The sequence below is a fragment of the Streptomyces sp. SD31 genome (assembly GCF_052068475.1).
In the GTDB taxonomy this organism is placed as follows: domain Bacteria; phylum Actinomycetota; class Actinomycetes; order Streptomycetales; family Streptomycetaceae; genus Streptomyces.
In genome coordinates this window covers 178,681-203,549 of the sequence record NZ_JBQHCX010000007.1, presented here as the reverse complement: position 1 = coordinate 203,549, position 24,869 = coordinate 178,681, and the positions used below count along the sequence as shown (strand labels likewise).

23 protein-coding genes are annotated in these 24,869 nt (G+C 72.2%); 12 read left to right on the top strand and 11 right to left on the bottom strand.

The window, feature by feature from the left end; translation table 11 throughout:
- Window positions 1-16: 16 nt before the first annotated feature.
- Window positions 17-808, bottom strand: coding sequence for a PaaX family transcriptional regulator C-terminal domain-containing protein (locus ACTMVF_RS17245; RefSeq protein ID WP_441271918.1), 792 nt, complete (start codon window positions 806-808; stop codon window positions 17-19).
- A gap of 80 nt (window positions 809-888) precedes the next feature.
- Between ACTMVF_RS17245 and ACTMVF_RS17240 the strand changes: the two genes are divergently transcribed.
- Window positions 889-2,562 (top strand): acyl-CoA dehydrogenase family protein, encoded by a 1,674-nt coding sequence (locus ACTMVF_RS17240; protein WP_441271917.1) that lies wholly within the window; start codon window positions 889-891, stop codon window positions 2,560-2,562.
- 487 nt (window positions 2,563-3,049) lie between these two features.
- Here the strand turns inward: ACTMVF_RS17240 and ACTMVF_RS17235 are convergent, their stop codons facing one another.
- Window positions 3,050-3,637: an Rv1733c family protein gene (locus tag ACTMVF_RS17235; protein ID WP_441271916.1), complete on the bottom strand. Its 588-nt coding sequence runs from the start codon at window positions 3,635-3,637 to the stop codon at window positions 3,050-3,052.
- Between the two features lie 275 nt (window positions 3,638-3,912).
- Between ACTMVF_RS17235 and ACTMVF_RS17230 the strand changes: the two genes are divergently transcribed.
- The 4 genes from ACTMVF_RS17230 to ACTMVF_RS17215 all read left to right on the top strand — a co-directional run bounded on the left by ACTMVF_RS17230 (window position 3,913) and on the right by ACTMVF_RS17215 (window position 7,776).
- On the top strand, window positions 3,913-4,998 hold the full coding sequence (locus ACTMVF_RS17230) for a WD40/YVTN/BNR-like repeat-containing protein (RefSeq protein WP_441271915.1): 1,086 nt from the start codon (window positions 3,913-3,915) through the stop codon (window positions 4,996-4,998).
- Window positions 4,999-5,080: 82 nt separating this feature from the next.
- Entirely contained in the window at window positions 5,081-5,758 is a 678-nt protein-coding gene (locus ACTMVF_RS17225; RefSeq protein ID WP_441271914.1) for a uracil-DNA glycosylase, read from the top strand.
- Window positions 5,755-6,741 carry an N-acetylglucosamine kinase gene (locus ACTMVF_RS17220; RefSeq protein ID WP_441271913.1) on the top strand — a complete coding sequence of 329 codons (987 nt, stop codon included), beginning with the start codon at window positions 5,755-5,757 and terminating at the stop codon, window positions 6,739-6,741. Before ACTMVF_RS17225 ends, ACTMVF_RS17220 begins: the two co-directional genes overlap by 4 nt.
- A 111-nt stretch (window positions 6,742-6,852) precedes the next feature.
- Entirely contained in the window at window positions 6,853-7,776 is a 924-nt protein-coding gene (locus tag ACTMVF_RS17215) for a sirohydrochlorin chelatase (RefSeq protein ID WP_441271912.1), read from the top strand.
- Between the two features lie 100 nt (window positions 7,777-7,876).
- On the opposite strand, the gene ACTMVF_RS17210 is transcribed toward ACTMVF_RS17215, so the two are convergent.
- Together ACTMVF_RS17210 and ACTMVF_RS17205 are read right to left on the bottom strand one after the other, a co-directional pair.
- Window positions 7,877-8,938, bottom strand: coding sequence for a lactonase family protein (locus ACTMVF_RS17210; RefSeq protein WP_441271911.1), 1,062 nt, complete (start codon window positions 8,936-8,938; stop codon window positions 7,877-7,879).
- A gap of 298 nt (window positions 8,939-9,236) precedes the next feature.
- Complete coding sequence (locus tag ACTMVF_RS17205) at window positions 9,237-10,727, bottom strand: FUSC family protein (RefSeq protein ID WP_441271910.1); 1,491 nt, start codon at window positions 10,725-10,727, stop codon at window positions 9,237-9,239.
- Window positions 10,728-10,922: 195 nt separating this feature from the next.
- Between ACTMVF_RS17205 and ACTMVF_RS17200 the strand changes: the two genes are divergently transcribed.
- From ACTMVF_RS17200 to ACTMVF_RS17180, 5 genes are all read left to right on the top strand, one after another.
- Window positions 10,923-11,402: an Lrp/AsnC family transcriptional regulator gene (locus ACTMVF_RS17200; RefSeq protein WP_441271909.1), complete on the top strand. Its 480-nt coding sequence runs from the start codon at window positions 10,923-10,925 to the stop codon at window positions 11,400-11,402.
- Window positions 11,403-11,448: 46 nt separating this feature from the next.
- Complete coding sequence (locus tag ACTMVF_RS17195; protein ID WP_441271908.1) at window positions 11,449-12,144, top strand: HAD family hydrolase; 696 nt, start codon at window positions 11,449-11,451, stop codon at window positions 12,142-12,144.
- 287 nt (window positions 12,145-12,431) lie between these two features.
- On the top strand, window positions 12,432-12,911 hold the full coding sequence (locus ACTMVF_RS17190) for a hypothetical protein (protein WP_441272099.1): 480 nt from the start codon (window positions 12,432-12,434) through the stop codon (window positions 12,909-12,911).
- Window positions 12,912-12,978: 67 nt separating this feature from the next.
- Entirely contained in the window at window positions 12,979-15,828 is a 2,850-nt protein-coding gene (locus tag ACTMVF_RS17185; RefSeq protein WP_441271907.1) for a beta-L-arabinofuranosidase domain-containing protein, read from the top strand.
- Between the two features lie 86 nt (window positions 15,829-15,914).
- Window positions 15,915-16,367, top strand: coding sequence for an SRPBCC family protein (locus ACTMVF_RS17180; protein WP_441271906.1), 453 nt, complete (start codon window positions 15,915-15,917; stop codon window positions 16,365-16,367).
- Window positions 16,368-16,449: 82 nt separating this feature from the next.
- Here ACTMVF_RS17180 and ACTMVF_RS17175 read toward each other — a convergent pair whose 3' ends face one another.
- On the bottom strand, window positions 16,450-17,226 hold the full coding sequence (locus ACTMVF_RS17175) for a LysR family substrate-binding domain-containing protein (protein ID WP_441271905.1): 777 nt from the start codon (window positions 17,224-17,226) through the stop codon (window positions 16,450-16,452).
- Window positions 17,227-17,284: 58 nt separating this feature from the next.
- Between ACTMVF_RS17175 and ACTMVF_RS17170 the strand changes: the two genes are divergently transcribed.
- Window positions 17,285-17,665 carry a DUF5997 family protein gene (locus tag ACTMVF_RS17170; RefSeq protein ID WP_441271904.1) on the top strand — a complete coding sequence of 127 codons (381 nt, stop codon included), beginning with the start codon at window positions 17,285-17,287 and terminating at the stop codon, window positions 17,663-17,665.
- Window positions 17,666-17,696: 31 nt separating this feature from the next.
- On the opposite strand, the gene ACTMVF_RS17165 is transcribed toward ACTMVF_RS17170, so the two are convergent.
- Entirely contained in the window at window positions 17,697-18,650 is a 954-nt protein-coding gene (locus ACTMVF_RS17165; protein WP_441271903.1) for a Dyp-type peroxidase, read from the bottom strand.
- Window positions 18,651-18,852: 202 nt separating this feature from the next.
- On the opposite strand from ACTMVF_RS17165, the gene ACTMVF_RS17160 reads away from it, so the two are divergent.
- Window positions 18,853-21,018, top strand: coding sequence for a TerD family protein (locus ACTMVF_RS17160; RefSeq protein ID WP_441271902.1), 2,166 nt, complete (start codon window positions 18,853-18,855; stop codon window positions 21,016-21,018).
- A 103-nt stretch (window positions 21,019-21,121) separates the two neighbouring features.
- On the opposite strand, the gene paaE is transcribed toward ACTMVF_RS17160, so the two are convergent.
- From paaE to paaA, 5 genes are read right to left on the bottom strand one after another with little or no spacing between them, the layout of a single operon-like run.
- Complete coding sequence (gene paaE / locus ACTMVF_RS17155; RefSeq protein WP_441271901.1) at window positions 21,122-22,237, bottom strand: 1,2-phenylacetyl-CoA epoxidase subunit PaaE; 1,116 nt, start codon at window positions 22,235-22,237, stop codon at window positions 21,122-21,124.
- Window positions 22,238-22,750 (bottom strand): 1,2-phenylacetyl-CoA epoxidase subunit PaaD, encoded by a 513-nt coding sequence (gene paaD, locus ACTMVF_RS17150; RefSeq protein ID WP_441271900.1) that lies wholly within the window; start codon window positions 22,748-22,750, stop codon window positions 22,238-22,240.
- The gene (paaC, locus tag ACTMVF_RS17145; protein ID WP_441271899.1) at window positions 22,744-23,571 is read right to left on the bottom strand and encodes a 1,2-phenylacetyl-CoA epoxidase subunit PaaC; all 828 of its coding nucleotides are present in this window, start codon (window positions 23,569-23,571) and stop codon (window positions 22,744-22,746) included. Before paaC ends, paaD begins: the two co-directional genes overlap by 7 nt.
- 10 nt (window positions 23,572-23,581) lie before the next feature.
- Window positions 23,582-23,875 (bottom strand): 1,2-phenylacetyl-CoA epoxidase subunit PaaB, encoded by a 294-nt coding sequence (gene paaB / locus ACTMVF_RS17140; RefSeq protein WP_194048659.1) that lies wholly within the window; start codon window positions 23,873-23,875, stop codon window positions 23,582-23,584.
- Window positions 23,872-24,849 (bottom strand): 1,2-phenylacetyl-CoA epoxidase subunit PaaA, encoded by a 978-nt coding sequence (paaA, locus tag ACTMVF_RS17135; RefSeq protein WP_441271898.1) that lies wholly within the window; start codon window positions 24,847-24,849, stop codon window positions 23,872-23,874. The genes paaB and paaA overlap by 4 nt, the downstream gene beginning before the upstream one ends.
- Between the last annotated feature and the right edge of the window lie 20 nt (window positions 24,850-24,869).

Sequence of the window (24,869 nt, the reverse complement as noted above, 5' to 3'; positions counted from 1 at the left end):
GTACGGCCGCGGTCGGCTAGCGGCGGCCACGCGCGCGTACGTCCTCGGCTGCCTCCCGGCCGTCACGCGCGCGTGCCTCCCCTGCCAACTCCCGCCGGTAGTCCGCGTACGCCGCCCGCAGCCGCTCACCGGGCCAGTCGGCCGGAAGGAGCTCGGGCGGCAGCACCGGGTCGGCGAGCAGGTGCCGCACGACGGCCGCGAAGGCGGTGAAGTGATCGGACGGGTGCCGCGCACGGGCGACATGGTCGAGCAGGGCGCGTCCCGTGCCGGCCCACGTGTCCAGCGGCCACAGGCGCGCGGCCAGCTCGCGCGCGGGGCGGTCGGGGCGGGCCGTACAGCGCTCGGCGACCTGGCCGAGACCGTCCGGCAGGGGGCGCAGCAGGTTGGCCGGCCGCAGCCAGACACCCTCACGCAGCTCCGCAAGCCGGAGCCGGGTCAACTCGTTGCGCAGTTCCGCGCGTTCGGCGGGGCCGCGGCCCGTCGCCGTGACCACGACCATCTCCCAGTCGCCGCCCCAGGGCACGGTCTCGGGGTGAACGGCGTCGTCCTGCCGCCGCTGGCGTTCCAGCAGCCGGTCGCTGAGCCGGTAGACCGTGTCCGCGCGCCGCAGGTCACCGGCCGCCACCATCCGGCTGAGCGCGGCCCGCAGGGTGGATCCCGCGATCCCGAACGGCTCCACACTGCGCACCAGGTCCTTCACCGGCAGCTGGGGAGGATGCAGCCCCAGCAGCAGGCTCAGGACGACCGACCGGGCGGACAGCGGGCGCAGTTCCACCTCGTCGGCCTGCGGTGATCCGTTGTTCGGCATGGCGACGACTGTACGTGGCAGGGTGACGGTGACGTATTACAGCATTGCTACGGCCGCAGCCTCAATGCAACACTGGTGGCATGGTCTCGATACCCGCGCAGGAGCTGTCCGGGCAGTACGTCACCCACGACGTCACCAACCAGCCCCCTCCTCTGGCCCCGTACGACGCCTCCGAGGACACGGCCCTGCTCGAAGGTCTGCGCCGTGAGGGCGCCGGGTGGGCCGAGGAGGACATCCGGCGGCTCGGCCTGCGGGCCGGGAGCGCCGAGGCGCAGGAGTGGGGCGAGTTGGCCAACCGGCACGAGCCCGAGCTGCGTACCCACGACCGGTACGGCCATCGCGTCGACGAGGTCGAGTTCCATCCGAGCTGGCACCATCTGATGCGGGTCGCCGTCGCCGAGGGGCTGGCGGGGGCGCCCTGGGCGGACGAGCGGCCCGGCGCCCATGTCGCCCGGACGGCCGGCGGGCTGGTGTGGGGGCACACCGAGGCGGGGCACGGCTGCCCGACGTCGATGACGTACGCCGCCGTCCCCGTGCTGCGTCGGCAGCCCGAGCTGGCCAAGGTCTACGAACCCCTGCTGACCAGCCGGGAGTACGACCCGGAGCTGCGCGTCCCGACCGAGAAGCGGGGTCTGCTGGCGGGCATGGGGATGACCGAGAAGCAGGGCGGCTCCGACGTCCGTACGAACACCACGACGGCGACGCCGACCGCCGAGCCCGGCGTGTACACCCTGCGCGGGCACAAGTGGTTCACCTCGGCGCCCATGTGCGACGTCTTCCTGGTGCTGGCGCACGCTCCCGGCGGCCTGTCCTGCTTCCTCGTGCCGCGCGTCCTGCCCGACGGCAGCCGCAACACCTTCCGCATCCAGCGCCTGAAGGACAAGCTGGGCAACCGCTCCAACGCCTCCTCCGAGCCCGAGTTCGACGGGACCGTGGCCTGGCTGGTGGGGCCCGAGGGGCGGGGCGTCAAGACGATCATCGAGATGGTCAACTGCACCCGGCTGGACTGCGTGATGTCGTCGGCGACGCTGATGCGCAAGACGCTCGTCGAGGCGGGGCACCATGTACGGCACCGCAGCGCCTTCGGGGCGCGGCTGATCGACCAGCCACTGATGCGCAACGTGCTGGCCGACCTGGCGGTGGAGTCCGAGGCCGCCACGACCCTCACGCTGCGGCTGGCCGGCGCGGCCGACCGGGCGGTGCGCGGGGACGACGTGGACGGGGCCGAGGCGGCGTTCCGCCGGATCGCCACCGCCGTCGGCAAGTACTGGGTCACCAAGCGGGGGCCCGCCTTCACCGCGGAGGCCCTGGAGTGCCTCGGCGGCAACGGCTACGTCGAGGAGTCGGGCATGCCCCGCCACTACCGCGAGGCTCCCCTGCTGTCGATCTGGGAGGGCTCGGGGAACGTCAACGCCCTCGACGTGCTGCGGGCGTTGAGCAGGGAGCCGGCCACTGTCGAGGTCCTCTTCGCCGAACTCGCCCTGGCGCAGGGGGCGGACGTCCGGCTGGATGCGGCCGTCACCCGTCTGAAGGGCTTGCTTGCGGCCGGTTCCGAGGCCGGGGCCCGCCGTCTGGTCGAGCAGATGGCCCTGACCCTCCAGGCCTCCCTCCTGGTCCGGCACGCCCCCGCCGCGGTTGCCGACGCCTTCTGCGCGAGCCGGCTCGGCGGCGACTGGGGGCACGCGTTCGGGACGCTGTCGGACGCCGCCGATGTGGACGGGATTTTGGGGCGAGCGCTGCCGGTTGGGGCGTGAGACGGCGGCATCGCCGGGCTCGCTCCGGGGGCGCGCGGCCGGCTGGCCGGGTCCGCGGACCGGGCCACCGCCTGGTCGGACATGGCCTGTGTGTCACTGGGTCCTCGGCGGTCAGGGGGTGGTCGTGGGCAGTCGTGGGCGACAGCCGGCCCGTGTCAGGGCCCTGATCACCCTGGACCCCGACTTCCCGGTGCGCTGACGCGAGTCCCCGGGCAGGCGCGAAGACGCGCAGATGCGCGGGGACGGACGCTACGGGAGGGTCTCGTCCGGCTCGTGGCCGCCGCCAACTCGGGGCTGCCGACCGTCTCGTGCGCGGCCGAGGCCACCGCGTCCTTGGCGGGCCGGGCCGCGGGGTGTCCTACCCGGCGCCACCGAGACGCCGTGCGGCGCGATCCGAGGGCAGGGCGGCGCGATCCGACGGGCGGGACGGCCACGCCTTTCCACGGGCGCGGCAGCCACGCCCCTTCGCCGACCCCTCGTACAGCCGTCACCCCGTCGTCCGCCCGCCCCACAGCGGGCCGAACCGTGCCCACTCGTAGCCCCACCGGTCGATGCGCCGGCTCTCCAGGCGGCTGCGGAGGGCGCGCCCGGCGACGAAAGGTACGCATGCGGCGCAGACGCCCGCGAGGCCGCCGACCAGAGTGGCCCGGGTGCGGGCCTCGGAGGCGGTGGCGGGCTGGGTCACCAGGCGGCCCTGGGGGTCCGTCCAGACGGTGACCGGCGTGCCGACGCCGCTGCCGGGCCGGACGCGGGCCTGTCCGGTGTGCGCGGAACCGTCTTGCGCGCTCCAGCGGACCTTCGCCCACACGCTCGCGCCGCTCGACGTACCGGAGCGCACCTCGGTCGTGCCCGGCGCCCGCTCGGTGAGCAGGGCGACGACGGGGCGCCACTCGACGCGCTCCCGGGCCATCCCCCGCTCCACCGTGCCGGCCGTCGTCAGGCCGGCGAGCACTCCGGCGAGGACGGTGAGCGCCCAGGCGGCGAGCAGCACCCAGGCCTCCACCGCGTCGGCCCGGCGCTTGAGCGGATTGCGCCGCCACCGCCACAGCCACACCTTCGGACCACGGAACGCCATCGAAGGCTTCCTCCTCATGAGCGCGCGAACCTGCCGGACCCACCTCCCTCCCATACGGGAGACGGCAGACGGATGCTCACGGCACGTACCGGGAGACGACCGTGGCACGGGTCACGCGGTCCCCGCGGGCGTCTCGCGAAAGCGCCCCGCAGTCCGCCGCGGCGAGCTATCCTCGCCGCCCTGACCTGCGACGTAGACCTTTCCAGGGGTGACTGTCAGTGCCGGGGTGCAGACTGGCCGGTACCTGAGACAAAGACGTCGCGGAGGTGATCGGCATGACCGAGGTACTGCTCGCCGTGGGCACGCGCAAGGGGCTGTTCATCGGGCGGAGGCGAGGTGGCACCTGGGAGTTCGACGAGAGTCCCTACTTCAACGCCCAGGCCGTGTACTCGGTCGCCATCGACACGCGGGGCGAGCGTCCGCGGCTGCTGGCGGGCGGCGACAGCGCGCACTGGGGCCCGTCCGTGTTCCACTCCGACGACCTGGGCCGCACATGGACCGAACCGGCCCGGCCGGCCGTCAAGTTCCCGAAGGACACGGACGCTTCCCTGGAGCGGGTGTGGCAGCTGCACCCGGCGGCAGCGGAACCGGACGTGGTGTACGCGGGCACGGAGCCGGCCGCGCTGTACCGCTCGGAGGACCGCGGTGAGACCTTCGAGCTGATCCGCCCGCTGTGGGAGCACCCGACCCGGTCGAAGTGGGTGCCGGGCGGCGGCGGTGAGGGCCTGCACACCGTGATCACCGACAAGCGCGATCCCCGGGCCGTGACGGTCGCCGTCTCGACGGCCGGCGTCTTCAAGACGACCGACGGCGGAGCGAGCTGGGTTCCTTCCAACTCCGGTGTCTCCGCGGTGTTCCTGCCGGATCCGAACCCGGAGTTCGGCCAGTGCGTGCACAAGATCGCACAGGACGCGGCGACTTCGGACCGTCTCTATCTGCAGAACCACTGGGGCGTGTACCGCAGCGACGACGCGGGCGCGCACTGGACGGACATCGGCGAGGGCCTGCCGTCCACGTTCGGCTTCGCGGCGGCCGCACACCCCCACCGCGGCGAGACGGCGTACGTCTTCCCGATCAACGCCGACTCCGACCGCGTGCCCGCCGACCGCCGATGTCGTGTCTTCCGTACGGCGGACGCGGGCAAGAGCTGGGAGCCGCTGTCGGCGGGGCTGCCGCAGGAGGACCACTACGGCACGGTGCTGCGCGACGCGATGTGCACGGACGACGCGGACCCGGCAGGCGTGTACTTCGGCAACCGCAACGGCGAGGTGTTCGCGTCGGCCGACGACGGCGACAGCTGGCGGCAGCTGACGTCGCACCTGCCGGACGTGCTGTGCGTGCGGGCCGCGGTAATCGCATGAGCCGTCCGAGGCGCCGGGGCTTACGGGCCGCCCTTGGCCACCGGTTGATCACGGCTGCCGGTACGGCAGTAGGGTGACGGCCGTGGCACCACGACCCTTGCATGAAATCCTCGAGGCGGGCTGGGCGAAGGCCTTGGAGCCCGTTGCCGATCGGATCGCCGCGATGGGCGACTTCCTGCGCGCGGAGATCGCCGCGGGACGCACCTATCTGCCGGCCGGGCCGAACGTCCTGCGGGCCTTCCAGCAGCCCTTCGACGACGTACGGGTCCTGATCGTCGGACAGGACCCGTATCCGACACCGGGACATGCCGTGGGGCTGTCGTTCTCGGTCGCGCCCGACGTGCGTCCGCTCCCCGGCAGCCTCATCAACATCTACCGGGAGTTGCACACGGACCTGGGGCTGCCGCAGCCGTCCAACGGCGATCTGACGCCGTGGACCCAGCAGGGCGTGCTGCTGCTCAACAGGGCGCTCACTACGGCCCCGCGCAAGCCGGCCGCCCATCGCGGCAAGGGGTGGGAGGAGGTCACCGAACAGGCCATACGTGCGCTCGCCGCCCGCGGTAAGCCGCTGGTGTCCGTGCTCTGGGGCCGCGACGCCCGCAACCTCCGCCCTCTCCTCGGCAACCTCCCGTCGGTGGAGTCCGCCCACCCCTCCCCCATGTCCGCCGACCGCGGCTTCTTCGGCTCCCGGCCGTTCAGCCGGGCCAACGACCTGCTGATCCGACAGGGAGGACAGCCGGTGGACTGGCGCCTGCCGTGACCGAGGCCTCCGGGTTCCTCGCCGTCGACTCCGGAGGGTCCGGGATGCGCGTCGTCGTCGGCACCGTCGCCCAGGGGGCGCTGGCCCGGTGGGAGTCCGGCGAGCCCGTGCGAACCGGCGAGCGGGGCATCGACGCCGGGCATCTGATGGAGCAACTGGTGCCCATGGTTCGGGCGTTGGTGGCCGAGGCCGGTGTCGTTCAGCTGGCGGCGGCCGTGGTCGGTGCCGCCGGGCTCGCCACCCTGGGCGACGGACTGCGCGCCGAGCTGCCCGCCGCACTGGAGCGGGAGTTCGGCATCGGACGCCTCGCCCTGGTCGCCGATGCCGTCACCGCCTATGTCGGCGCCCTCGGGCCCCGGCCCGGTGCCGTGGTCGCCGCCGGTACGGGGCTGATCGCGATCGGCACCGACCTGACGGGCTGGCGCCGCGCGGACGGCTGGGGGCATCTGCTCGGCGACTGCGGCAGCGGTGCCTGGATCGGGCGGGCCGGGCTGGAGGCGGCGCTGCGCGCGCACGACGGGCGGCCCGGCGGGTCGGCCGGGCTGCTGGCCCACGCCGAGGAGTTGTTCGGCCCGGTGCGAGGGCTGCCCGGCAGGCTCTATCCACGCCCGGACCGTCCCGCCGTCCTCGCCTCCTTCGCCCCCCACGTGGCCGGCTGCGCCGACGTCGACCCGGTGGCCGCGGAGATCGTGCGGACCGCCGCACGGCACATGGCCGAATCGGCGGCCGCCGTCTGCCCCACCGCCGGAGACCCCCAAGTAGCGCTCACCGGCGGCCTGTTCAAGATGGGCGCCGCGCTTCTCGTACCGTTGGAAGAGGAGTTGTCGAAGCGGCTGCCGCACGCGCGGCGGGTGCCGGCCGTCGGAGATCCGTTGCAGGGGGCGGTGCGTATCGCGACCGATCTGGCGGCGGACGCGTTCACCCTTCCGGGTGATGAGGCGATGCTCTACGTGGTGACCGGAAAGAGGAACTCATCCCCCTAGGCCGTCCGCTTCCGCACCGCACGTAACTCAATCAGACAAATACGGACGGATACCGCTCACCTGCACCCTCCCCGAACAGGGGAGCCCAAGAAGCCAGTAACATGCGTCGCCATGAGCTCCCCCACTGGGCCCGCGTCCGGCCTGCCAGTACGAATGCCGCGACCTCGTCAGCCCGGGCGGCACCGCCGACCCGAGCCCCTGGCGGCTCCTGAAGGCGCGCCCGCGCTCGTCCTCGCGGTGCCGGGCACGCCGAGCGCCGCCACCCGCGGCCTGGCCGAGGAGGTCGTGAGCATCGCCCGCTCCGAGCTCCCCGGTCTCGACGCCCGGATCGGGTACGTGGACGGTGACGACGTGGAGTTCCCCACGCTCCAGTCCGTGCTCGTGCACGCCGCCGAGGAGCGCATCGCCCGCTACGAGCAGGCGATCGCCGCAGGTGTGGAGGTCAAGGAGCCGGAGGGCCCCGTCGCCGTCGTCGTACCGCTGCTGGCCGGCCCGGACAGCGCGCTGCTGCGCGTCATCCGCCAGGCCGTGATGGACAGCCGGGTCGCGGCCGACCTCACCGATGTGCTCGGCCCGCACCCGCTGCTCGCCGAGGCGCTGCACGTGCGGCTGTCGGAGGCCGGTCTGGCCCGCGCCGACCGTGCCCGGCTGTTCACCGTGGCCACGGCCGCGGACGGCATCGTCCTCGCCTCTGTGGGCGGCGAGGAGGCCGTGCAGGCGGCCGGGATCACCGGCATGCTGCTCGCCGCGCGCCTGGCCGTGCCGGTGATGGCGGCGGCCCTGGACCAGGACGGTTCGATCACGGCCGTCGCCGAGCAGCTGCGGTCCTCGGGCTCGCAGCAGCTGGCGCTGGCGCCGTACCTGATAGGGCCGGAGATCGACCCGAGCCTGATCGCGCAGGCCGCCCAGGAGGCGGGCTGCTCCGCCGCCGAGCCGCTCGGCCCGTACCCGGCGATCGGGAAGCTCGCCCTGTCGAAGTACACGACGGCGCTGGGCATCGCCCCGCCGCAGCCGCAGGGCGCGCCGGTGCGCTGACGCGCACGTCACAGCCGTAACGCCGAAGGGCCCGCTCCTCACCCGGAGCGGGCCCTTCAGTATTCCTTCGGCATTCCTTGGGCACCCCGTGGGCGGCCGGTCATGCCTCGTCGGGGACCTGGCCGATGACCACGCAGGATGCCGCAGGCGCCTCGATCGAGCCCTCGTAGCGCGGGAGTCCCGTGGCCGGGTCCACGGCGAACCAGGACACGTCACCGGAGCGCTCGTTCGCGACGTACAGGAAGCCGCCCGCCTCGGTGACCGCGCGCGGCCAGTGCCCGGCGCAGGTCACCGTCCCCACCAGCCGCAGTTCCTCCCCCGCCACGGCGAACGTCGACAGCACGTCCTCGCCGCGTGTCGCGGTCCACACGAAGCGGCCGTCGGGCGAGGCGACGATCCCCGACGGATAGGCGTCACCGGCCGGGGCGCCCGGAAGCACGTGCGTCTCGGCCAGCGGCTTCAGCGTGCCGTCGTCGGCGTCCCAGTGGCAGACGGTGACGGTGGGGGTGAGTTCGTTGAGGACGTACGCGTACCTGCCGTGCGGATGGAAGGCCAGGTGGCGGGGGCCCGAGCCGGGCCGCAGGGCGATCTCCCGGTGTACGTCGAGGGTGCCGCCGGCCAGCGTGCACACCCGCACCGAGTCCGTGCCGAGGTCGACGCTGACGACCCAGCGGCCGCCCGGGTCGGGCTGCACCTGGTGGGCATGCGGGCCCTGCTGGCGTGGCGTGTGCGGGCCCGAGCCGGTGTGCTGGAGGACGGCGGTCGGGGCGTCCGCGAGGGCGCCGTCGGGGCGCACGGGCACGACGGTGACGCTGCCGGAGCCGTAGTTGGCGGTCAGGACGTGGCCGGCGACCAGGCTGAGGTACGTGGGTCCGCTGCCACCCACCGGGACCGGTGACCCGATGAGCTCCGGCTTGCCCCCGGTCAGACGGTAGGCGGCCACCGCGCCCTCGGCGGTCTCGCTGACCGCGTAGAGCGTGTCGCCGTCGGGCGACAGGGCCAGGTACGCCGGGTCGGGCAGGTCGTCCACGCCGCTCAGGACGGTCAGCGCGCCGCTGCCCGCGGCCACGGACGCCGCGGTGATGCCATGACCTCCGGCCGCCGTGAACGACCCGATGTAGGCCCGCGTTCCCCGTCGTTCCCGCCTGCCGAAGTCTGCCACCGCTGTTCCCCTTCCGGTCGGGTGCCGTCCGGGGTGACGGTAGCAGCGGATCATCATCGGTCTAGACCAAGGTCGCCTAATCGTCGGCGAGTACGGCCATGTCCCGCCCCTCGCGCGGGCGCGGCTGCGGAGACCGGCGGCCCGATCCAGGACCAGTCGGCGCCCACGGACCACCGGCCGGCGTCGCGTCGGGCGGCGCGCGCGCCGAAGCTCCGCACGGCACATCCAGGTGGCCGATAAAGCGACATGCCGACCCGAGTCGTTCAAGACCCGAGACAGTCCTGCCCGACCGGTCGTCTCAAGCCCCGACGAGCCGCGAACCGGACGGCGTGCGCAGGGGCTGGGCCAGTTCGGCCAGGGCGCGCTCCAGGCCGTGCAGATGGGCCAGCGCGGGGTCCGACGCCGTCGGCTGCTCGGTGGGGGCGGTGATGTCCGTGCCGCCGGTGAGCGCCGCGACCGCCGCCTCGACGCGCCAGCACGCGGCGGCCAGGCGGGCGTCGTGCGAGGCCTCCGGGTCGGCGGCCACGGCGGCCAGGCCGCGGATCTCCCGGGCGCAGTCGTCGAGCAGGACCAGGACCCTGCGAGCGCGCCGCTTGCGGGCCGGCATGGGGTTCAGCGGGTGCACGAGCGGGGCGACCGAGAGCCGTACCCGGCCGAGCAGCTGTTCCAGTTCGGCAAGCTTCGAGGCCGGGTCGGCGGTCGCGTCACCGGCGAGGCGCGCTGCGGCCTCGGCAGTGGCCGATTGGACGCAGCGCAGGGCCCGCTGGATCCAAGCGTCCGTGACGGTGTGGGTGGTGACGGGCAGGACGAGCAGCACGGCCAGCACGGCGCCGAGCGCCCCGACGCCGGTCTCGGCGAGCCGCAGCGCCAGCAGGGCGGGGTCGAGGACGCCCAGGAGGCCGTAGAGGAGCTCGGCGAGCACCGTGACGCACAGCATCATCCAGGTGTAGGAGACGGCGGCGGTGTAGAAGATGCCGAAGACGCAGACGGTGAGGAGCACGGCCGTAGGGAGGCCCGCGCCGTTCAGTGGGACGGCGACGAGCAGGCCGAGGCCGATGCCGATCACCGTGCCGAGGATCCGGCGGAAGCCGCGGACCAGGGTCTCGCCGCGCGAGGTGGTGTTGACGAAGATCCACCAGGTGGCGCCGACGGCCCAGTACCAGCGCTGCCCGGACACCAACTGCCCCACGACGAGCGCGAAGCCGGCGCCGGCGGTGGCCTGGATCGCCTGGCGCGTGGTCACGCGTGCCAGGCCACTGCCGCCCGGCGGTGCGGGTACGGGTGCCGGGGGCAGGCGGCGTTCGTAGCACCACAGCCCGAAGCGGACCGCGGACGCGGTGAGCAGGGACAGCAGTACGGCGGCGTAGAGCTCGGGCAGCTGCCGCGGGGTCGCCTGCAGGAACTGCGCCACGAAGAAGGTCATGAACGCGAACACGCCCAGGCTGTGACCGCGCGGTCCCCAGCGGCGCGCATACACGCCCGCGCCGACGACGGCGAGGAAGGTGAGGTCGCGGGCGACCGGGTGGTCGTGCAGTTCGGCCGCCGCCGCGAGGACGGGGAGGCCGACGAGCGGCAGCAGCGCGGTGGTGACCGCCTGCCCCCGGACCGTGGCGTCGGTGACGGTGAACAGAGCGAGCAGCGCGGCGAGCCCGCCGGTGACGGCGCCGACGAGGGAGTGTCCGGCCAGTGCGCAGACGACGACCGCGAGCCCGATGCCGAGGACGGCCCGCACGGCGAAGCGCAGCCGCGCCCGGCCCGGGTCCGGCGCCACGAACACCCTCTTCAGCACTGCTTTCCGCCCCTCCGTATCGGCATGAAAAAGGCGCCGCGGAGGTCCGCAGCGCCATCGACGGTCCCATTGCAGCATCGCCGGGGCGACTGGCTCAAGTGGCGTCGAATATGCTGGGCCATTGGCACAGACATTTCGGTCCCGAAGCGTCCACCAGCGAGCCAACGGACCACGTACGAGGGGAGGCCTGCCGCCATGGCCGTGGACGAGCTCGACACCCGCATCCTGCGGCTGCTGCTGGAACAGCCCCGCACGAGCGTGCGCGAGTACGCCCGCATCCTCGGCGTGGCGCGCGGCACCTTGCAGGCGCGGCTCGACCGGCTGGAGCGGGACGGCGTGGTCACCGGCATCGGGCCGACTCTCTCCCCCGCCGCGCTCGGCCACCCGGTACTGGCCTTCGTGCACATCGAGGTCACCCAGGGCCATCTCGACGACGTGGGCGACGCGCTCGCCGCCGTACCGGAGATCGTCGAGGCCTTCTCGATCACGGGCGGTGGGGATCTGCTGACCCGGGTGGTGGCCCGCGACAACGCCCATCTGGAGGACGTGATCCAGAAGCTGATCAGCCTGCCCGGCGTGGTCCGCACCCGCACCGAGGTGGCCCTGCGCGAGCGCGTCCCGCACCGGCTGCTGCCGCTGGTGGAGTCGATCGGGCGGACGGCGGCCCGGAAATGACCCTCGAGGCCGAAGTGACCCTTGAGGCTTTTGACATCCTGGGGCCATGAGCGGTCTCAACGGCACTTCGGTCATCTTCGATCTCGACGGAACGCTCGTGGACAGCGAGCCCAACTACTACGAGGCGGGCCGGCAGATCCTCGCCGACCACGGAGTTCCCGACTTCACGTGGGCGGATCACGAGCGGTACGTCGGCATCAGCACGCTGGAGACGGTCACGCTCTGGAAGCGGGAATACGGTCTGCGGGCCTCCGTCGACGAGTTGCTCGCCGCCAAGAACCGCCGCTATCTGGAACTCGCCCGCACCGCCACGCGCGTGTACCCCGAGATGCGCGAGTTCGTGGAGCTGCTGGCGGACGAGGGGGTCCCGATGGCCGTGGCATCCGGCTCGTCTCACGGGGCCATCACGGCGATCCTCGCCGGCACGGGCCTGGACGCCCAGCTGCGCACCGTCGTATCGGCCGACGAGGTCGAGCGCGGCAAGCCCGCCCCCGATGTCTTCCTGGAGGCGGCCCGGCGGCTCGGCGCGGCACCGGGCGACTGCGTGGTCCTGGAGGACGCGGCCCCCGGCGCCGCCGCCGCGCACGCGGCCGGAATGCGCTGCATCGCGATCCCGTACGTGGCCGCCCAGGCGAACGCCCCGGAGTTCGCGACGGCCGGGCTGCTGCTGCGGGGCGGACAGGGGGAGTTCACGGCTCGCGGAGCGTACGACTGGCTCGTACGGGCGACGGCCTCCTCCTGACCACCGGCAGCTGGGCCGACTGAGGGCTGGGCCGACTGACCAACCAGGCTTCCAGTCAGCACCTTTTGCGGCGATGGGCTCGGCGCGCGTGGCCGGCTGCCGTGAGGCATGCGTCCGAGCTCCATCTTCCCGGCGGGACCGACGGCTGCCGCGAAGACGCCCGACTACGAGCAGAACGTTCCGGACACCGTCTGCGGCTGTGTGGCCGCGCGGTCACAGGGCGGGGTACCGGTACCGATGACCCAGGCGAGCACTTCGAGTCGCCGCGCCGTTCCGTGCCGAGGAACGTGAGCGGGAACGGGAACGGGAACGGGAACGGGACGGGCCAGGAGTACGCCCGCCAGGCCGGCCTGACGGTGACCGCCGAGAGCCGCCTGGGATCCTCCGCGGCCGGCTCGCCTGCGGCGTACGAACAGCTGACGACCGGCAGGATCGTCAGCCACGAAGTGCGCCGGCGGGTCGAGATGAGCCGGGAGCGTTCCGTGACGCACCTGGACATCATCGGCGACCGGCAGCCCGGAGCCCTCGGCATCGGTGCCGCGCCCGGCGAGGACGCCATCGAGGGCCGTCGCGCCGGAGGAACCGCGCGTGCCCACGCGGCTGCACCCCGCGACAGCCGATCCGCCACGCCACTGGTCACGAACTCCCATCTCAACCCTCCCCACGACGTCGTCCGGCTGCTCATGCCTCGGCCCGCGTTCCCCGTCCTCCCCATCCGCGCCACCAATCCCGTCAGCACCGTTGACGGCCCCTCAGCCCACACATAGCGTCTGGTCGACCATCCGCACGCTGTTCGATATCCCGAACCTGCATTGACCTCGTGGAGGAGCCCCCATGGCACCGCCCCTCTCCAGAAGATCACTTCTCCGGACCGCGGCGCTGGCGGCGGCGACCCCCGCGGCCTCGTTCGCGGCAACCGGCCGGGCCTCGGCCGCCGTTCCGGGGGCTCAGGCTGCGGCTGCCGTGCAGGAAGCGCAGGCTGCGGCCGCCGCCCCGTCCGCTTGGACCGTCCAGCCCTTCGCCCTCGACGACGTGGCCCTCAGGCCGGGCGTCTTCACCGGCAAGCGTCAGCTGATGCTCGATCACGGCCGGGGCTACGACGTGAACCGGCTCCTGCAGGTCTTCCGCGCCAACGCCGGGCTCTCCACGGGCGGCGCGGTGGCCCCGGGCGGCTGGGAGGGGCTGGACGGTGAGGCCAACGGCAATCTCCGCGGCCACTACACCGGCCACTTCCTGAGCATGCTGTCGCAGGCCTACGCGAGCACCGGGGAGCAGGCGTACGCCGACAGGATCGGGGCCATGGTCGGGGCGCTGACCGAGGTGCGTGAGGCGCTGCGCCGCGACCCGCGGATACTCAGCGTCACCGGGAAGTTCGGCACCGCCCAGGAGAACGTGCGCGGCTCCTACCAGTACGTCGACCTGCCGGCCGCCGTGCTCGGCGGCGCCCCGGCGATCACGTTGTCCGCCTGGGTGAAGCCCACCCACGACGCCAACTGGGCCCGCGTCTTCGACTTCGGCGACAACAACACCCGGTACATGTACCTGGCCGGGCGCAACGCGGACGGCGTCCCCCGCTTCGCCGTCACCACCAACGGGCCCGGCGGGGAGCAGGGGCTCAACGGCACCGCCGCGCTGCCCCTGAACCAGTGGAGCCACCTCGCGGTGACGATCAGTGGCAGCACGGGAACGCTGTACGTCAACGGCACGCTCGTCGCCCAGAACACGTCGATGACCCTCAACCCGTCGACGCTGGGCACCCTGACGAACAACTGGCTCGGTCGCTCGAACTTCTCCGGCGACCCGGTGTTCGCGGGCGCCTTCGACGAGTTCAACGTCTGGTCGCGGGCCCTGACCGCCGCCGAGATCACGGCGCTGCATAGCAGCCAGGCCTCGGCGACCTCGGTCGGCCGGGGCAACCTGGCGTCGTACGACTTCTTCGAGACCACCGGCGGCACGTTCGCGGACGCCTCCGGCCGCGGGCTGACCGCCACCCTGCGCCGCACCTGGGGCGGGCCGAGCCACCCCGGGTTCCTCGCCGCGTACCCGGAGACCCAGTTCATCGAGCTGGAGTCGATGACCAGCGGCGACTACACCAAGGTGTGGGCGCCGTACTACACCGCGCACAAGATCCTCAAGGGCCTGCTGGACGCCCACCTCGCCACCGGCGACGCCCGCGCCCTCGACCTCGCGTCCGGCATGTGCGACTGGATGTACTCCCGGCTGTCCAAGCTGCCCGACGCCACCCTCCAGCGGATGTGGGGCATCTTCTCCAGCGGCGAGTTCGGCGGCATCGTCGAGACGATCGTCGACCTGCACTCGATCACCGGCAAGGCCGAACACCTCGCGTTGGCCAAGCTGTTCGACCTGGACAGGCTCATCGACGCCTGCGCCGCGAACACCGACATCCTGGACGGCCTGCACGCCAACCAGCACATCCCGATCTTCACCGGTTACGTCCGGCTGTACGACGCCACGGGTGAGGCCCGCTACCTCACGGCCGCCAAGAACTTCTGGGGCATGGTCGTCCCGCAGCGCATGTACGGCATCGGCGGGACGAGCACGGCCGAGTTCTGGAAGGCCCGCGGGGTCATCGCCGGCACGATCAGCGACACCAACGCCGAGACCTGCTGTGCGTACAACCTGCTCAAGCTGAGCCGGATGCTGTTCTTCCACGAGCAGAACCCGAAGTACATGGACTACTACGAGCGGGCCCTGTACAACCAGGTGCTCGGCTCCAAGCAGGACAAGGCCGACGCGGAGAAGCCGCTCGTCACGTACTTCATCGGCCTGAAGCCCGGGCACGTGCGCGACTACACCCCCAAGCAGGGCACGACCTGCTGCGAGGGCACGGGCATGGAGAGCGCCACGAAGTACCAGGACTCGGTGTACTTCAAGAAGGCCGACGGCAGCGCTCTGTACGTCAACCTGTACAGCCCGTCCACCCTGACCTGGGCGGAGAAGGGCGTCACGGTCACCCAGAGCACGGACTACCCGAGGGAACAGGGCTCCACGATCACCATCGGCGGGGGCAGGGCGTCCTTCGAGCTGAAGCTGCGCGTGCCGTCCTGGGCGTCCGGCGGCTTCAAGGTGACCGTCAACGGCAGAGCGGTCGGCGGCACTCCGGTCGCGGGCAGCTACTTCACCGTGTCCCGGACCTGGCGCAGCGGCGACACCGTACGCGTCACGCTCCCGTTCCGGCTCCGGGTCGAGAAGACCCTCGACGATCCGTCCCTGCAGACCCTCTTCTACGGACCGGTCAACCTGGTCGGCCGTAACGCCTCGACCGATTACCTCCAGTTGGGCCTGTACCGCAACGCCGGACTCTCCGGCGACCTGCTGCCGTCCCTCACCCCGGTGTCCGGCAAACCGCTCCACTACACCATGGGCGGCACCGAGTTCGCCCCCTTCTTCGAGGGCACCGACGACCCGACCCACGCCTACTTCCGGCGCTCCGAACCCCGGGTGATCTTCGGCAACACCGACTCCGGCGTCGCCAATCCCGCGAAGTCCGACGGCACCACGCTGCTGGACGAGATCTGGGCCGGGGCGCCGTTCAACGGCAAGGGTGCGCTGGTCTCGCGTGTGCGGTCCACCGTGAACGCGTGGGTGAGCGCGGGTGCGCTGAGCCAGGCCGACGGGCAGACGGTCGTGCGTACGGCGGAGCGGGCCACGTACGCCCGCTGAGCCACCGCCCGCCCAAGGGCCCCGGGTCCGGGACTCGGGGCCCTGCTGCGCATGCGCCGCACGCCCGGCGCGGTGATCCTGGCGCGGTGACGATCGACGTATCGGCGGAGCGGGTCATCCCGCTCCCTCCCGAGCAGGTGGCCGGGTACGCCATGGACTGGCGCCACGACGCCGACTGGACGCAGGGCATCCGCAGGGCGGAGCTGACCCGCGAGGCCGAGGCGGGCGGCTTCGGGGTCGGCGCCGAGGTCACGCGGACGGCGTACTTCCTCGGCCGGCGCATCGACTACGTACTGCGCGTGGCGTCGTACGACTTCCCGCGGCTGCTGGACATGGTGTCCGTGGCCGGCCCGATGCCGATGCACGTCACCTACGCCTTCGACCCGCATCCGTCCGGCACCCTCGCCCGTATCCGCGTCCGGGGCGGCCCCGGCGGTCTCGCCCGGCCGGCGGCCCCGCTCATGGCCCGCCAGGTCCGCTCCCACATCGGCAAGGACCTGCGCGACCTGGAGCGAAGGCTCACGGAACGCGCCGAGTAGGAGGCCTCATGGCGTACGACGAGGGGCGCGCCCAGCGGATCAGGGAGCGGCCGGGGGTCCCCCCTCTTGAGGGCCGGGGACGCTACGACCTGCCGCGGGGCTTCCCGCGCCGGGTTCCCTTGGCACTCCTGGCGCCGCCGGAGCCGCCGCGCCGGCGCCCTGGGCTGGCGCCGGCGTCCGGGCGCTTGCGCTTCGGCTGCTCCGGGGCGGCCGGGGCCTGGGAGGTGGTGCGGCCCCGGGTGCTGTTGACTGTGCGGCCACGGACGACGCCGATGAAGTCCTCGACCAGGTCGGTGGTCGCGTCCTGCGGCCAGGACAGGGCGATGCTCGACTGGGGGGCGTCCACGAGCGTCCGGTAGGTCAGGTCCTTGCGGTGGTGGAGGCGGGCCAGCGACTGGGGTACGACGAGCAGGCCGACGCCCGCCGCGACGAGCTCGACGGCGTCCGCGGTGGTCGCGGGGCGCTCGAAGGCGGGCTGCCCCGGTGGCCGCTCCCAGTCGAGGACGTCGTCGAGGGGGTGGAAGAGGACCTCGTCGGCCAGGTCGTCCGTGGTCACCTCCTCCACTGCCGTGATGACGTGGTCCTTGGGGACGACGACGACCGTGGCCTCGGTGTACAGGGGGATCGCGCTGAAGAACGTACGGTCGACCGGCAGCCGGACGAACCCGGCGTCGGCGGCGCCGTCCCGCAGCAGGTCGGGCGCGTCGGCGGCGGTGACCGCGTGGAGGGTCAGGGGGACGTCGGGGAAGCGCTCGTTCCAGGTCCGCACCCACTTCGAGGGGGTCACTCCCGGGACGTACGCGAGCCGGAAGGAAGCGGCTGCTTCCGAGGACGAAGGGGGTACTTCCGAGCCTGTCACCTGGCCAGGTTACCGGCCGTGGTCGGCGGGGGTTCACCCACTCGATACCCTTGTGACCATGACGTCGCACCAAAGCACCCAGACCATGAAGCCCGCGACCGCGGCCAAGAAGCTGGGTGTGTACCTCGAAGCCACCCCCGCCGAGTTCCGCGAGGGTGTCGTCACGCGCGCGGAACTGAACGCGCTGCAGGCGGACCCGCCGCAGTGGCTGCGCGACCTGCGACGCGACGGCCCGCACCCCCGCCCGGTGGTCGCGGCGAAGCTCGGCGTCTCCATCGCGGGCCTGGCCCGCGGCGGCGTCACGGAGCCCCTCACCACCGAGCAGATCGAGGCGCTGAAGCAGGAGCAGCCCGAGTGGCTGCGGAAGGAGCGCGCCACCCAGGCCGAGGTCCGCAAGGAGGCGGCCCGCCTGAAGGAGCGCAACGCGGAGCGCCCCTGACCCCCTCCTCGCGCTCTCGTCGTGGACGGGCTCAGTCCGTCACGTACCGTTCCTGGATCGACTCGAGAAAAGTGACCGGCGGGATGAAGAAGAGGGTTCCGGTGACGGCCTGCGAGTAGTCGAGGATCGGGTCGGGGCCGGATTCCGGGCCGCCGAGGAACATCTTCCGCAGCATGGCCTCGGGTGTCTCGGGCGTGCGGGCATAGGCGATGAAGTACGTGCCGAACTCGCCGTGCCCGGGCCTGCCGAACGGCATGGCGCCGCGCAGGATCTCCAGTTCCTCCCCGTCCGGCCCGGTGACCGTGTTCACGTCCCTGTGGGAGCCGGGCACGTCGAGTTCGATGTTGGTCAGCTTGGAGCGGCCGATCACCTTCTCCTGGGCCTCGACCGCCAGGGCCTCCCAGGCGTCCACGTCGTGCAGGTACTTCTGGACGATGGCGTAGCTTCCGCCGCTGAACGCGGGATCCTCGTCCCCGACGACCGCCGCGTCGGCCGCCGCCTGGCCGACCGGGTTCTCGGTGCCGTCGACGAAGCCGAGGACGTTGCGCGAGTCGAAGTAGGCGAAGGCCTGGACCTCGTCCTGGACGGTGACCACGTCGCGCAGCCGCTTCATGATCTCGGCGGCCAGGGCGAAGCAGAGGTCCGTGCGGGCGGCGCGGATGTGGAAGAGCAGGTCGCCGGGGGTCGCCACGGCGCGGTGTCGTGACCCTTCCAACTCCTTGAAGGGGTGCAGCTCCCGGGGACGCGGGGCACCGAACAGCCGGTCCCAGGCCGTGGACCCCACTCCGGCGACGCAGCACAGGCCGCCGTCGGGACTCGGGAACCCGACGGCCCGTACCAGTCCCGCGAGCCCGGCCAGCAGATCGCGCACCTCCGGCTCGCCGCCCGGCTCGATCGTGACCACCAGGAAGACGGCGACAGGCGCCGGCGGACTGAGCACCGGCTGTGACTGTGCATCGGCCAACCGCATCGACGACGACGGCATTGTTCCCCTCTCACCTCAAACCCCGCCAACTAACGATGCCCGGCCGAACCGCGAACGATACCCGCCAAATTTACGCACATATGACTAGTGCGACGTGTGAGGAAATCCGCGTTCGACGCCGCACTCGGCACCGCACTTCGCACCGCACTCGACGCGGAAAACCCGCATGCGAACTCACGTACGCATGCGGGATCATCCGGGAATGGTCCACCGTCTCGAACCCCTGGTCATCCGGCACGTCCACCGTCTCCCCTCCCCCGCGGGACCCGCCGGGGAAGGCGCCGTCGCGGCACGGCAGTTCGACGCCGCGTTGATGTCCGTGGGCTTCAAGCTCTCGGCGGAGCTGCTGGCCCATCTGTCGGGGCTGTCCGAGGGCACGGTCGTCGACACCGCGGTGCGGACGCTGGGCACGGTCCGCGAGATGGTCGGCGACCATGTGCGGCACAACGTGTACTTCGTCGACTTCCCGGCCAACGTGCCGGCCACCTACGACTTCTGGACGGGCTGCATCGCCGAGGCGCTCGCCGACGACGCGACGCGCGCGGGTGTTCTGGAGCAGTTGAGCGACGGTGTTGTCGACCTGCTCACCCTCCCGTCGTACGGCCGCTACCAGCACACCTACGCCGAGATGCTGGGCCACCACGAGGAGCTGATCGCGGCGGCCGGTGACCGTGTGACGGTGCTGCACCTGGGCGCCGACGCGGATGCCGAAGTCACCGCCCTGTACCTGGCGTTGGCGCAAAGCAGCACCCCGCTCGGCGAGGACGCCCTGCGTGATCTGGAGGCGCTCGCCGCGGCGTGCGCCGACGGGCCGCAGCCCGCGGAAATCCCGGTCCGGGAGAACCGTGCCGTGATCAACCGGGCTCGCCTGCGAGCCGGTTCGGCGCTTCTGCTGGACACGGTCACCGATGTGCTGCGGCTGGCGTGCGCGGTGTCGGGCGGTGACGTGACCCTGGTGGAGGCGACGCGGTTCCGTGGGCTCTCCCGACCGGTGCGCCGTGCCCTGCTGGCGGGTCTCGACTCGGTGGTCGCCGCCACGCCCGCCAAACTCGCGGACGTGCACGCGCACCGCGAGGACTTCAAGCGGCTCGGCGAGCGGCTGCACCCGCACGAGTATCCGCAGTGGCCGCACGCCGCCGACGTGTTCGCGGTCGCCCGCGGCGAGAAGAAGGCGCGCTCCTTCGACAGCCGGGTGGAGGAGCTGCTCGGCATGCATGACGTCATCGGCGCGGCGGAGCTGCTGAAGTCCGCGCCCGGAAAGCTGCTGCGCTCCCTGGACCGGCTGCTGCGCATGGCCCTCGACCAGGAGGAGCGCACCACGGTCGCGGCGGCTGCCGAGGAGGTCGTGGGCGACGTGTCCGGCCGGGTCCTGCTGTCGGTCCGCGAACACCTCGCCAACCGCGCGCAGGACACCGGCGAGCCCCGCGTGTTCGTGAACCGGCTCGGCCGCGCCTGGGTCACCGAGGACGAGCGTCCGCCCGTGCTGCCGCCCGAACGGGAGCGCCTGATCACCGTCCTGGACGCGGAGATACGGCGCCGTCTGCCGGCCCCGGGCCATCTGCTGATCGACCCGGACGTCCTGGATGTCGCCCTGCCGCTCAGCGGCCGGGCGGCCCCGGCCGGGCTCGGCGTGCTGCCCCGCGGTTCGGTGTCACCCGTGGACGGCGAGCTGCTGCGCTTCTTCGTGTACTGGAAACAGGCCGCCCACCGCACCGACTACGACCTGTCGGCGCTGATGCTGGACGCCGACTACGCGACGGTCTGCTGGCTGGCGTACACCAACCTCAAGGACCTGGAGGGCGAGCACTCCGGTGACATCACCGAGGCACCCGACGGCGCCTCCGAGTTCATCGACCTGCGCCTCGGTGCCGTGCGCGGCGAGTTCATCGTCCCGCAGGTCAACATCTTCTCCGGGGAGGGCTTCGAGGAGGTCGAGGAGTCGTTCTTCGGGTTCATGCTGCGTGAGGCACGGCAACAGGGGCGTCCGTTCGAGCCGCGTACCGTGCGCATGAAGTCCGGTCTGCGCGGGCCGGGCCGGGTCGCGCTGCCGCTGGCGTTCCAGCGCGGTTCCGACGGCCGGTGGCGTGCCAAGTGGCTGCACCTGTATCTGAAGGGAACTCCGGCGGCCAACCGGGTCGAGGCCAACCGGGTGTCGGTCGCGACGCTGCTGCGCGGCATCGTGGAGCGCGAGCAGCTGACGGTCCGCTACCTCACCGGCCTGCTGGACGCCTCGTCGACCACCCTCTGGGACGGCGTGACGGTGCCCGAGGGTCCCGTCACCTACATCGGCCTGCAGCGGCCCGACGGGCTGCATCCGGAGTCCCGGATCGTGACTCCCGAAAATCTGCGCGACCTGATCCCCGCGTGACTGTTAGAGTCGGCCGTGGCGAGGCCATGAAGGGACTTCCTTCTCAACTCCTTCTTGAACTAGTCCTTTCGCTTTCCTCGCCACTCGACTTCCTCCGGCCGGCTCAGCTGTCGTAGTCCACCGTCAGCGTCTCCGAGACCGGGTACGACTGACAGGTCAGGACGTAGCCGGCGTCCACCTCGGCCGCCTCCAGCGCGAAGTTGCGCCGCATGTCCGCCTTTCCGTCGGTGACCAGGGCCCGGCAGGTGCCGCAGACGCCGCCCTTGCAGGCGAACGGCAGGTCGGGGCGGGTGCGTTGGGCACCGTCGAGGATGGTCCGCTCACGCGGCAGCGCGGCGGTGGTGGACCGGCCGTCGAGGGTGATGGTGACCTGGCTGACGGGCCCCTGCGGGCCGCTCTCCTCGTGGTGCACCTCCCGTACGGGCTCATCGTCGGCGTAGAACAGCTCCTGGTGCACACGCTGCGCCGGGACCCCGAGGCCCTCCAGCACCCGCTGCGCGTCCCGGACCATCCCGTGCGGGCCGCACAGCCACCAGTGGTCGGCGGTCGTCACGTCGACCAGCGCGTCGACGAGCGTCGACAGCCGGTCGGCGTCGATACGGCCGGAGAGCACCTCGGCCTCACGGGGTTCGCGGGACAGGACATGGGCGAGCTGGAAGCGGGTCGGGTACAGGTCCTTCAGGTCCGCCAGCTCGTCGGCGAACATCACGGTGCCGGTGCGGCGGTTGCCGTAGAAGAGGGTGACCGTGGAGCGGGAGTCGGCGGCCAGGACGGACTCGGCGATGGACATCATGGGTGTGATGCCGGAGCCCGCCGCGATCAGCACGTGATGGCCGGGGGTCGTCAGGTCGGGAGTGAAGGCGCCGGTGGGGGCCATGACCTCGACGGTGTCGCCGGGGCGCACGTCCTCGACGAGCCAGGACGAGAACAGGCCGCCGGGCACGACCCGTACGCCGATCCGCGGGCTCGACCCGACCGGCGAACAGATCGAGTACGACCGCCGCTCGTCCCGCCCGTCGATCTCGCGCCGCAATGTCAGCGACTGGCCGGGCTCGAAGGCGAACTCCTCGGCCAGCTCCGGCGGGATGTCGAAGCCGACGGCGACCGCGTCCGCGCACAGGGGCGTCACGGTGGCGACGCGCAGGGTGTGGAAGGCCGGACGGCGGCGGGTGCGCGGGCGTACCGCGGCAGCCGTCTGTGCTTCCTTCAGGCCTTCCATTCAGATCTCCTTGACGTACTCGAACGGCTCACGGCAGGCGCGGCAGCGCCACAGCGCCTTGCAGGACGTGGCGGCGAAGCGGGAGGTCTCCTCGGTGTCCGCCGAGCCGCAGCGCGGACAGGTCACGGCGCGCCGGGTGGGCGACAGCAGGAGCGGGACCGGGCCGCCGGCGCGGGGTGCGGGGCCGGGCGGGGCGATGCCGTGTTCGGCGAGCTTGCGGCGGCCGGCCGGGGTGATCCAGTCGCTGGTCCACGGTGGATCGAGGACCGTACGGATCTCCACGCGTGTGTAACCGGCGGCGCGCAGCCGCGCAGCCACGTCCGCCCGCATCTCGGCCATGGCCGGGCAGCCCGAGTAGGTCGGCGTCAGGCTCGCGACGACCGTGCCGTCCTCGGTCGTCTCGACGCTCCGCAGGACGCCCAGGTCGGCCAGGGTGAGCATGGGCAGCTCGGGGTCCGGCACCCCTTCGGCGATGTGCCGGGCGCGCCGGGCCTCGAGCAGGGTGGTCACCATGTCGCCTCCGGGTGGGCGCGGGCCACGCCCTGCAACTCGGCCAGCAGGGGCGCGAGATGCTCGGTGTGCTCACCGTGGCGGCCGGATCCGGGCAGCGGCCGGTACACCGGCATGGACAGGCCGGCGGCCTCGGTGACCTGGCGCAGGACGGCGACGACCTCGTCCCGTACGTCGTACGCCGTGAACAGCTCCCCCACGTACGGGGCCACTTGCTCCAGGGCCCGGCGTGTGCGGCGGTGCGACTCCTGCGTGCCGTCTCCCAGGCGTACGACCCACTCGGCGGCGTACTGCCGGTGGTAGGCCAGCTCCTTGACGCCCTTCGTGGCGATCGCCGCCAGCACGGGGTCCGGGTGCGACGCCAGCTGCTCGAAGTGCGCGAGGCGCCAGCTGGACAGCATCAGCAGCCGGACGATCGAGAACGCGAAGTCGCCGCACGGGAGTTCGGCCAGACGTACGTTGCGGAAGTCGCCGGCGTCCCGGAAGTAGGCGTAGGCGTCCTCGTCGCGTCCGGTGCCGTCGGCCTGGCCGGCGCGGGAGTAGAGCAGGCGGGCCTGGCCGAGGAGGTCGAGGCCGATGTTGGCCAGCGCCACCTCCTCCTCCAGCTCGGGGGCGCGGGTGATCCACTCGGCCAGGCGCTGGGCCGAGACCAGGGCGTCGTCGGCCAACTCGACGCACAAGGTCGCGAGTGCGCCGGCGTCGACGCCCTCGGGCACGGTGGTGTCCACGCCGTGCAGGGGGTCCTCGAAGCCGGTGCCGTAGGCCCAGCGGGTGTCGTCCTCGTGTCCCTCGGCGAGGGTCAGGTAGACGTGGTCGTCACTCATGCCCTCTCCTTCAGATGTGCGGGACGTCGTCGGGGATGTCGTAGAAGGTCGGGTGGCGGTAGACCTTGTCGGCGCTGGGGGCGAAGAAGGGGTCCTTCTCGTCGCGGGTGGAGGCGGCGATGTGCTCGGACCGCACCACCCAGATGGACACGCCCTCGTTGCGCCGCGTGTACAGGTCCCGCGCGTGCGTGAGCGCCATCCGGTCGTCGGCGGCGTGCAGCGAGCCCACGTGGACGTGGTTGAGTCCGCGCTTGCCCCGTACGAACACCTCGTACAGCGGCCAGTCCTGCTTCCCGGCGCTCATGCCACCGCTCCCTTCTCCGCGCGGGCGGCCTGCTTGGCCGCGTGGGCGGTGGCCGCCTCACGCACCCAGGCGCCCTCCTCGTGGGCGCTCCTGCGCCGCTGCATCCGCTGGTCGTTGCACGGCCCGTCGCCCTTGATGACCCGCATCAGCTCGTCCCAGTCGGGGGTGCCGAAGTCGTGGTGACCGCGCTCGGCGTTCCAGCGCAGCTCCGGGTCGGGCAGGGTGACGCCGAGTTTCTCGGCCTGCGGGACGGTCATGTCCACGAACCGCTGACGCAGCTCGTCGTTGCTGTGCCGCTTGATCTTCCAGGCCATCGACTGCGCGGAGTTGGGCGAGGCGTCGTCGGGCGGGCCGAACATCATCAGCGACGGCCACCACCAGCGGTTCACCGCGTCCTGCACCATCTCCCGCTGGGCCTCGGTGCCGCGCATCATCGTCATCAGCAGCTCGTAGCCCTGCCGCTGGTGGAAGGACTCCTCCTTGCAGATCCGCACCATCGCGCGCGCGTACGGCCCGTACGACGACCGGCACAGCGGCACCTGGTTGCAGATCGCGGCGCCGTCCACGAACCAGCCGATCACACCGACGTCGGCGAAGCTCAGGGTCGGGTAGTTGAAGATCGACGAGTACTTCTGGCGGCCCTCGATGAGCCGGTTCGTCAGGTCCGCGCGGTCGGCGCCCAGGGTCTCCGCCGCCGAGTACAGATACAGCCCGTGCCCGGCCTCGTCCTGCACCTTGGCGAAGAGGATCGCCTTGCGCCGTAGCGACGGCGCCCGCGTGATCCACTCGCCCTCCGGCTGCATGCCGATGATCTCCGAGTGGGCGTGCTGCGCGATCTGGCGGATCAGCGTCTTGCGGTAGCCGTCCGGCATCCAGTCGCGCGGCTCGATCCGCTGGTCGCGCGAGATCGTCGCATCGAAGTGCTCCTGGAGCTGCCCCTCGGGGGGCGCCTCGGCGGCGTGTGATGTCGTCATCGATACCAGCTTCCCCAACC

Bases quoted from the DNA above. Each gene is read 5' to 3' on its own strand.
- ACTMVF_RS17185 (WP_441271907.1), top strand. From the start codon at position 12,979: ATGGCACCGCCCCTCTCCAGAAGATCACTTCTCCGGACCGCGGCGCTG.
- ACTMVF_RS17160 (WP_441271902.1), top strand. From the start codon at position 18,853: ATGGTCCACCGTCTCGAACCCCTGGTCATCCGGCACGTCCACCGTCTC.
- ACTMVF_RS17195 (WP_441271908.1), top strand. From the start codon at position 11,449: ATGAGCGGTCTCAACGGCACTTCGGTCATCTTCGATCTCGACGGAACG.
- ACTMVF_RS17170 (WP_441271904.1), top strand. From the start codon at position 17,285: ATGACGTCGCACCAAAGCACCCAGACCATGAAGCCCGCGACCGCGGCC.
- ACTMVF_RS17165 (WP_441271903.1), bottom strand. From the start codon at position 18,650: ATGCCGTCGTCGTCGATGCGGTTGGCCGATGCACAGTCACAGCCGGTG.
- paaA (WP_441271898.1), bottom strand. From the start codon at position 24,849: ATGACGACATCACACGCCGCCGAGGCGCCCCCCGAGGGGCAGCTCCAG.
- ACTMVF_RS17245 (WP_441271918.1), bottom strand. From the start codon at position 808: ATGCCGAACAACGGATCACCGCAGGCCGACGAGGTGGAACTGCGCCCG.
- ACTMVF_RS17230 (WP_441271915.1), top strand. From the start codon at position 3,913: ATGACCGAGGTACTGCTCGCCGTGGGCACGCGCAAGGGGCTGTTCATC.
- paaE (WP_441271901.1), bottom strand. From the start codon at position 22,237: ATGGAAGGCCTGAAGGAAGCACAGACGGCTGCCGCGGTACGCCCGCGC.
- paaD (WP_441271900.1), bottom strand. From the start codon at position 22,750: ATGGTGACCACCCTGCTCGAGGCCCGGCGCGCCCGGCACATCGCCGAA.
- ACTMVF_RS17240 (WP_441271917.1), top strand. From the start codon at position 889: ATGGTCTCGATACCCGCGCAGGAGCTGTCCGGGCAGTACGTCACCCAC.
- paaC (WP_441271899.1), bottom strand. From the start codon at position 23,571: ATGAGTGACGACCACGTCTACCTGACCCTCGCCGAGGGACACGAGGAC.
- paaB (WP_194048659.1), bottom strand. From the start codon at position 23,875: ATGAGCGCCGGGAAGCAGGACTGGCCGCTGTACGAGGTGTTCGTACGG.
- ACTMVF_RS17235 (WP_441271916.1), bottom strand. From the start codon at position 3,637: ATGGCGTTCCGTGGTCCGAAGGTGTGGCTGTGGCGGTGGCGGCGCAAT.
- ACTMVF_RS17215 (WP_441271912.1), top strand. From the start codon at position 6,853: ATGAGCTCCCCCACTGGGCCCGCGTCCGGCCTGCCAGTACGAATGCCG.
- ACTMVF_RS17200 (WP_441271909.1), top strand. From the start codon at position 10,923: ATGGCCGTGGACGAGCTCGACACCCGCATCCTGCGGCTGCTGCTGGAA.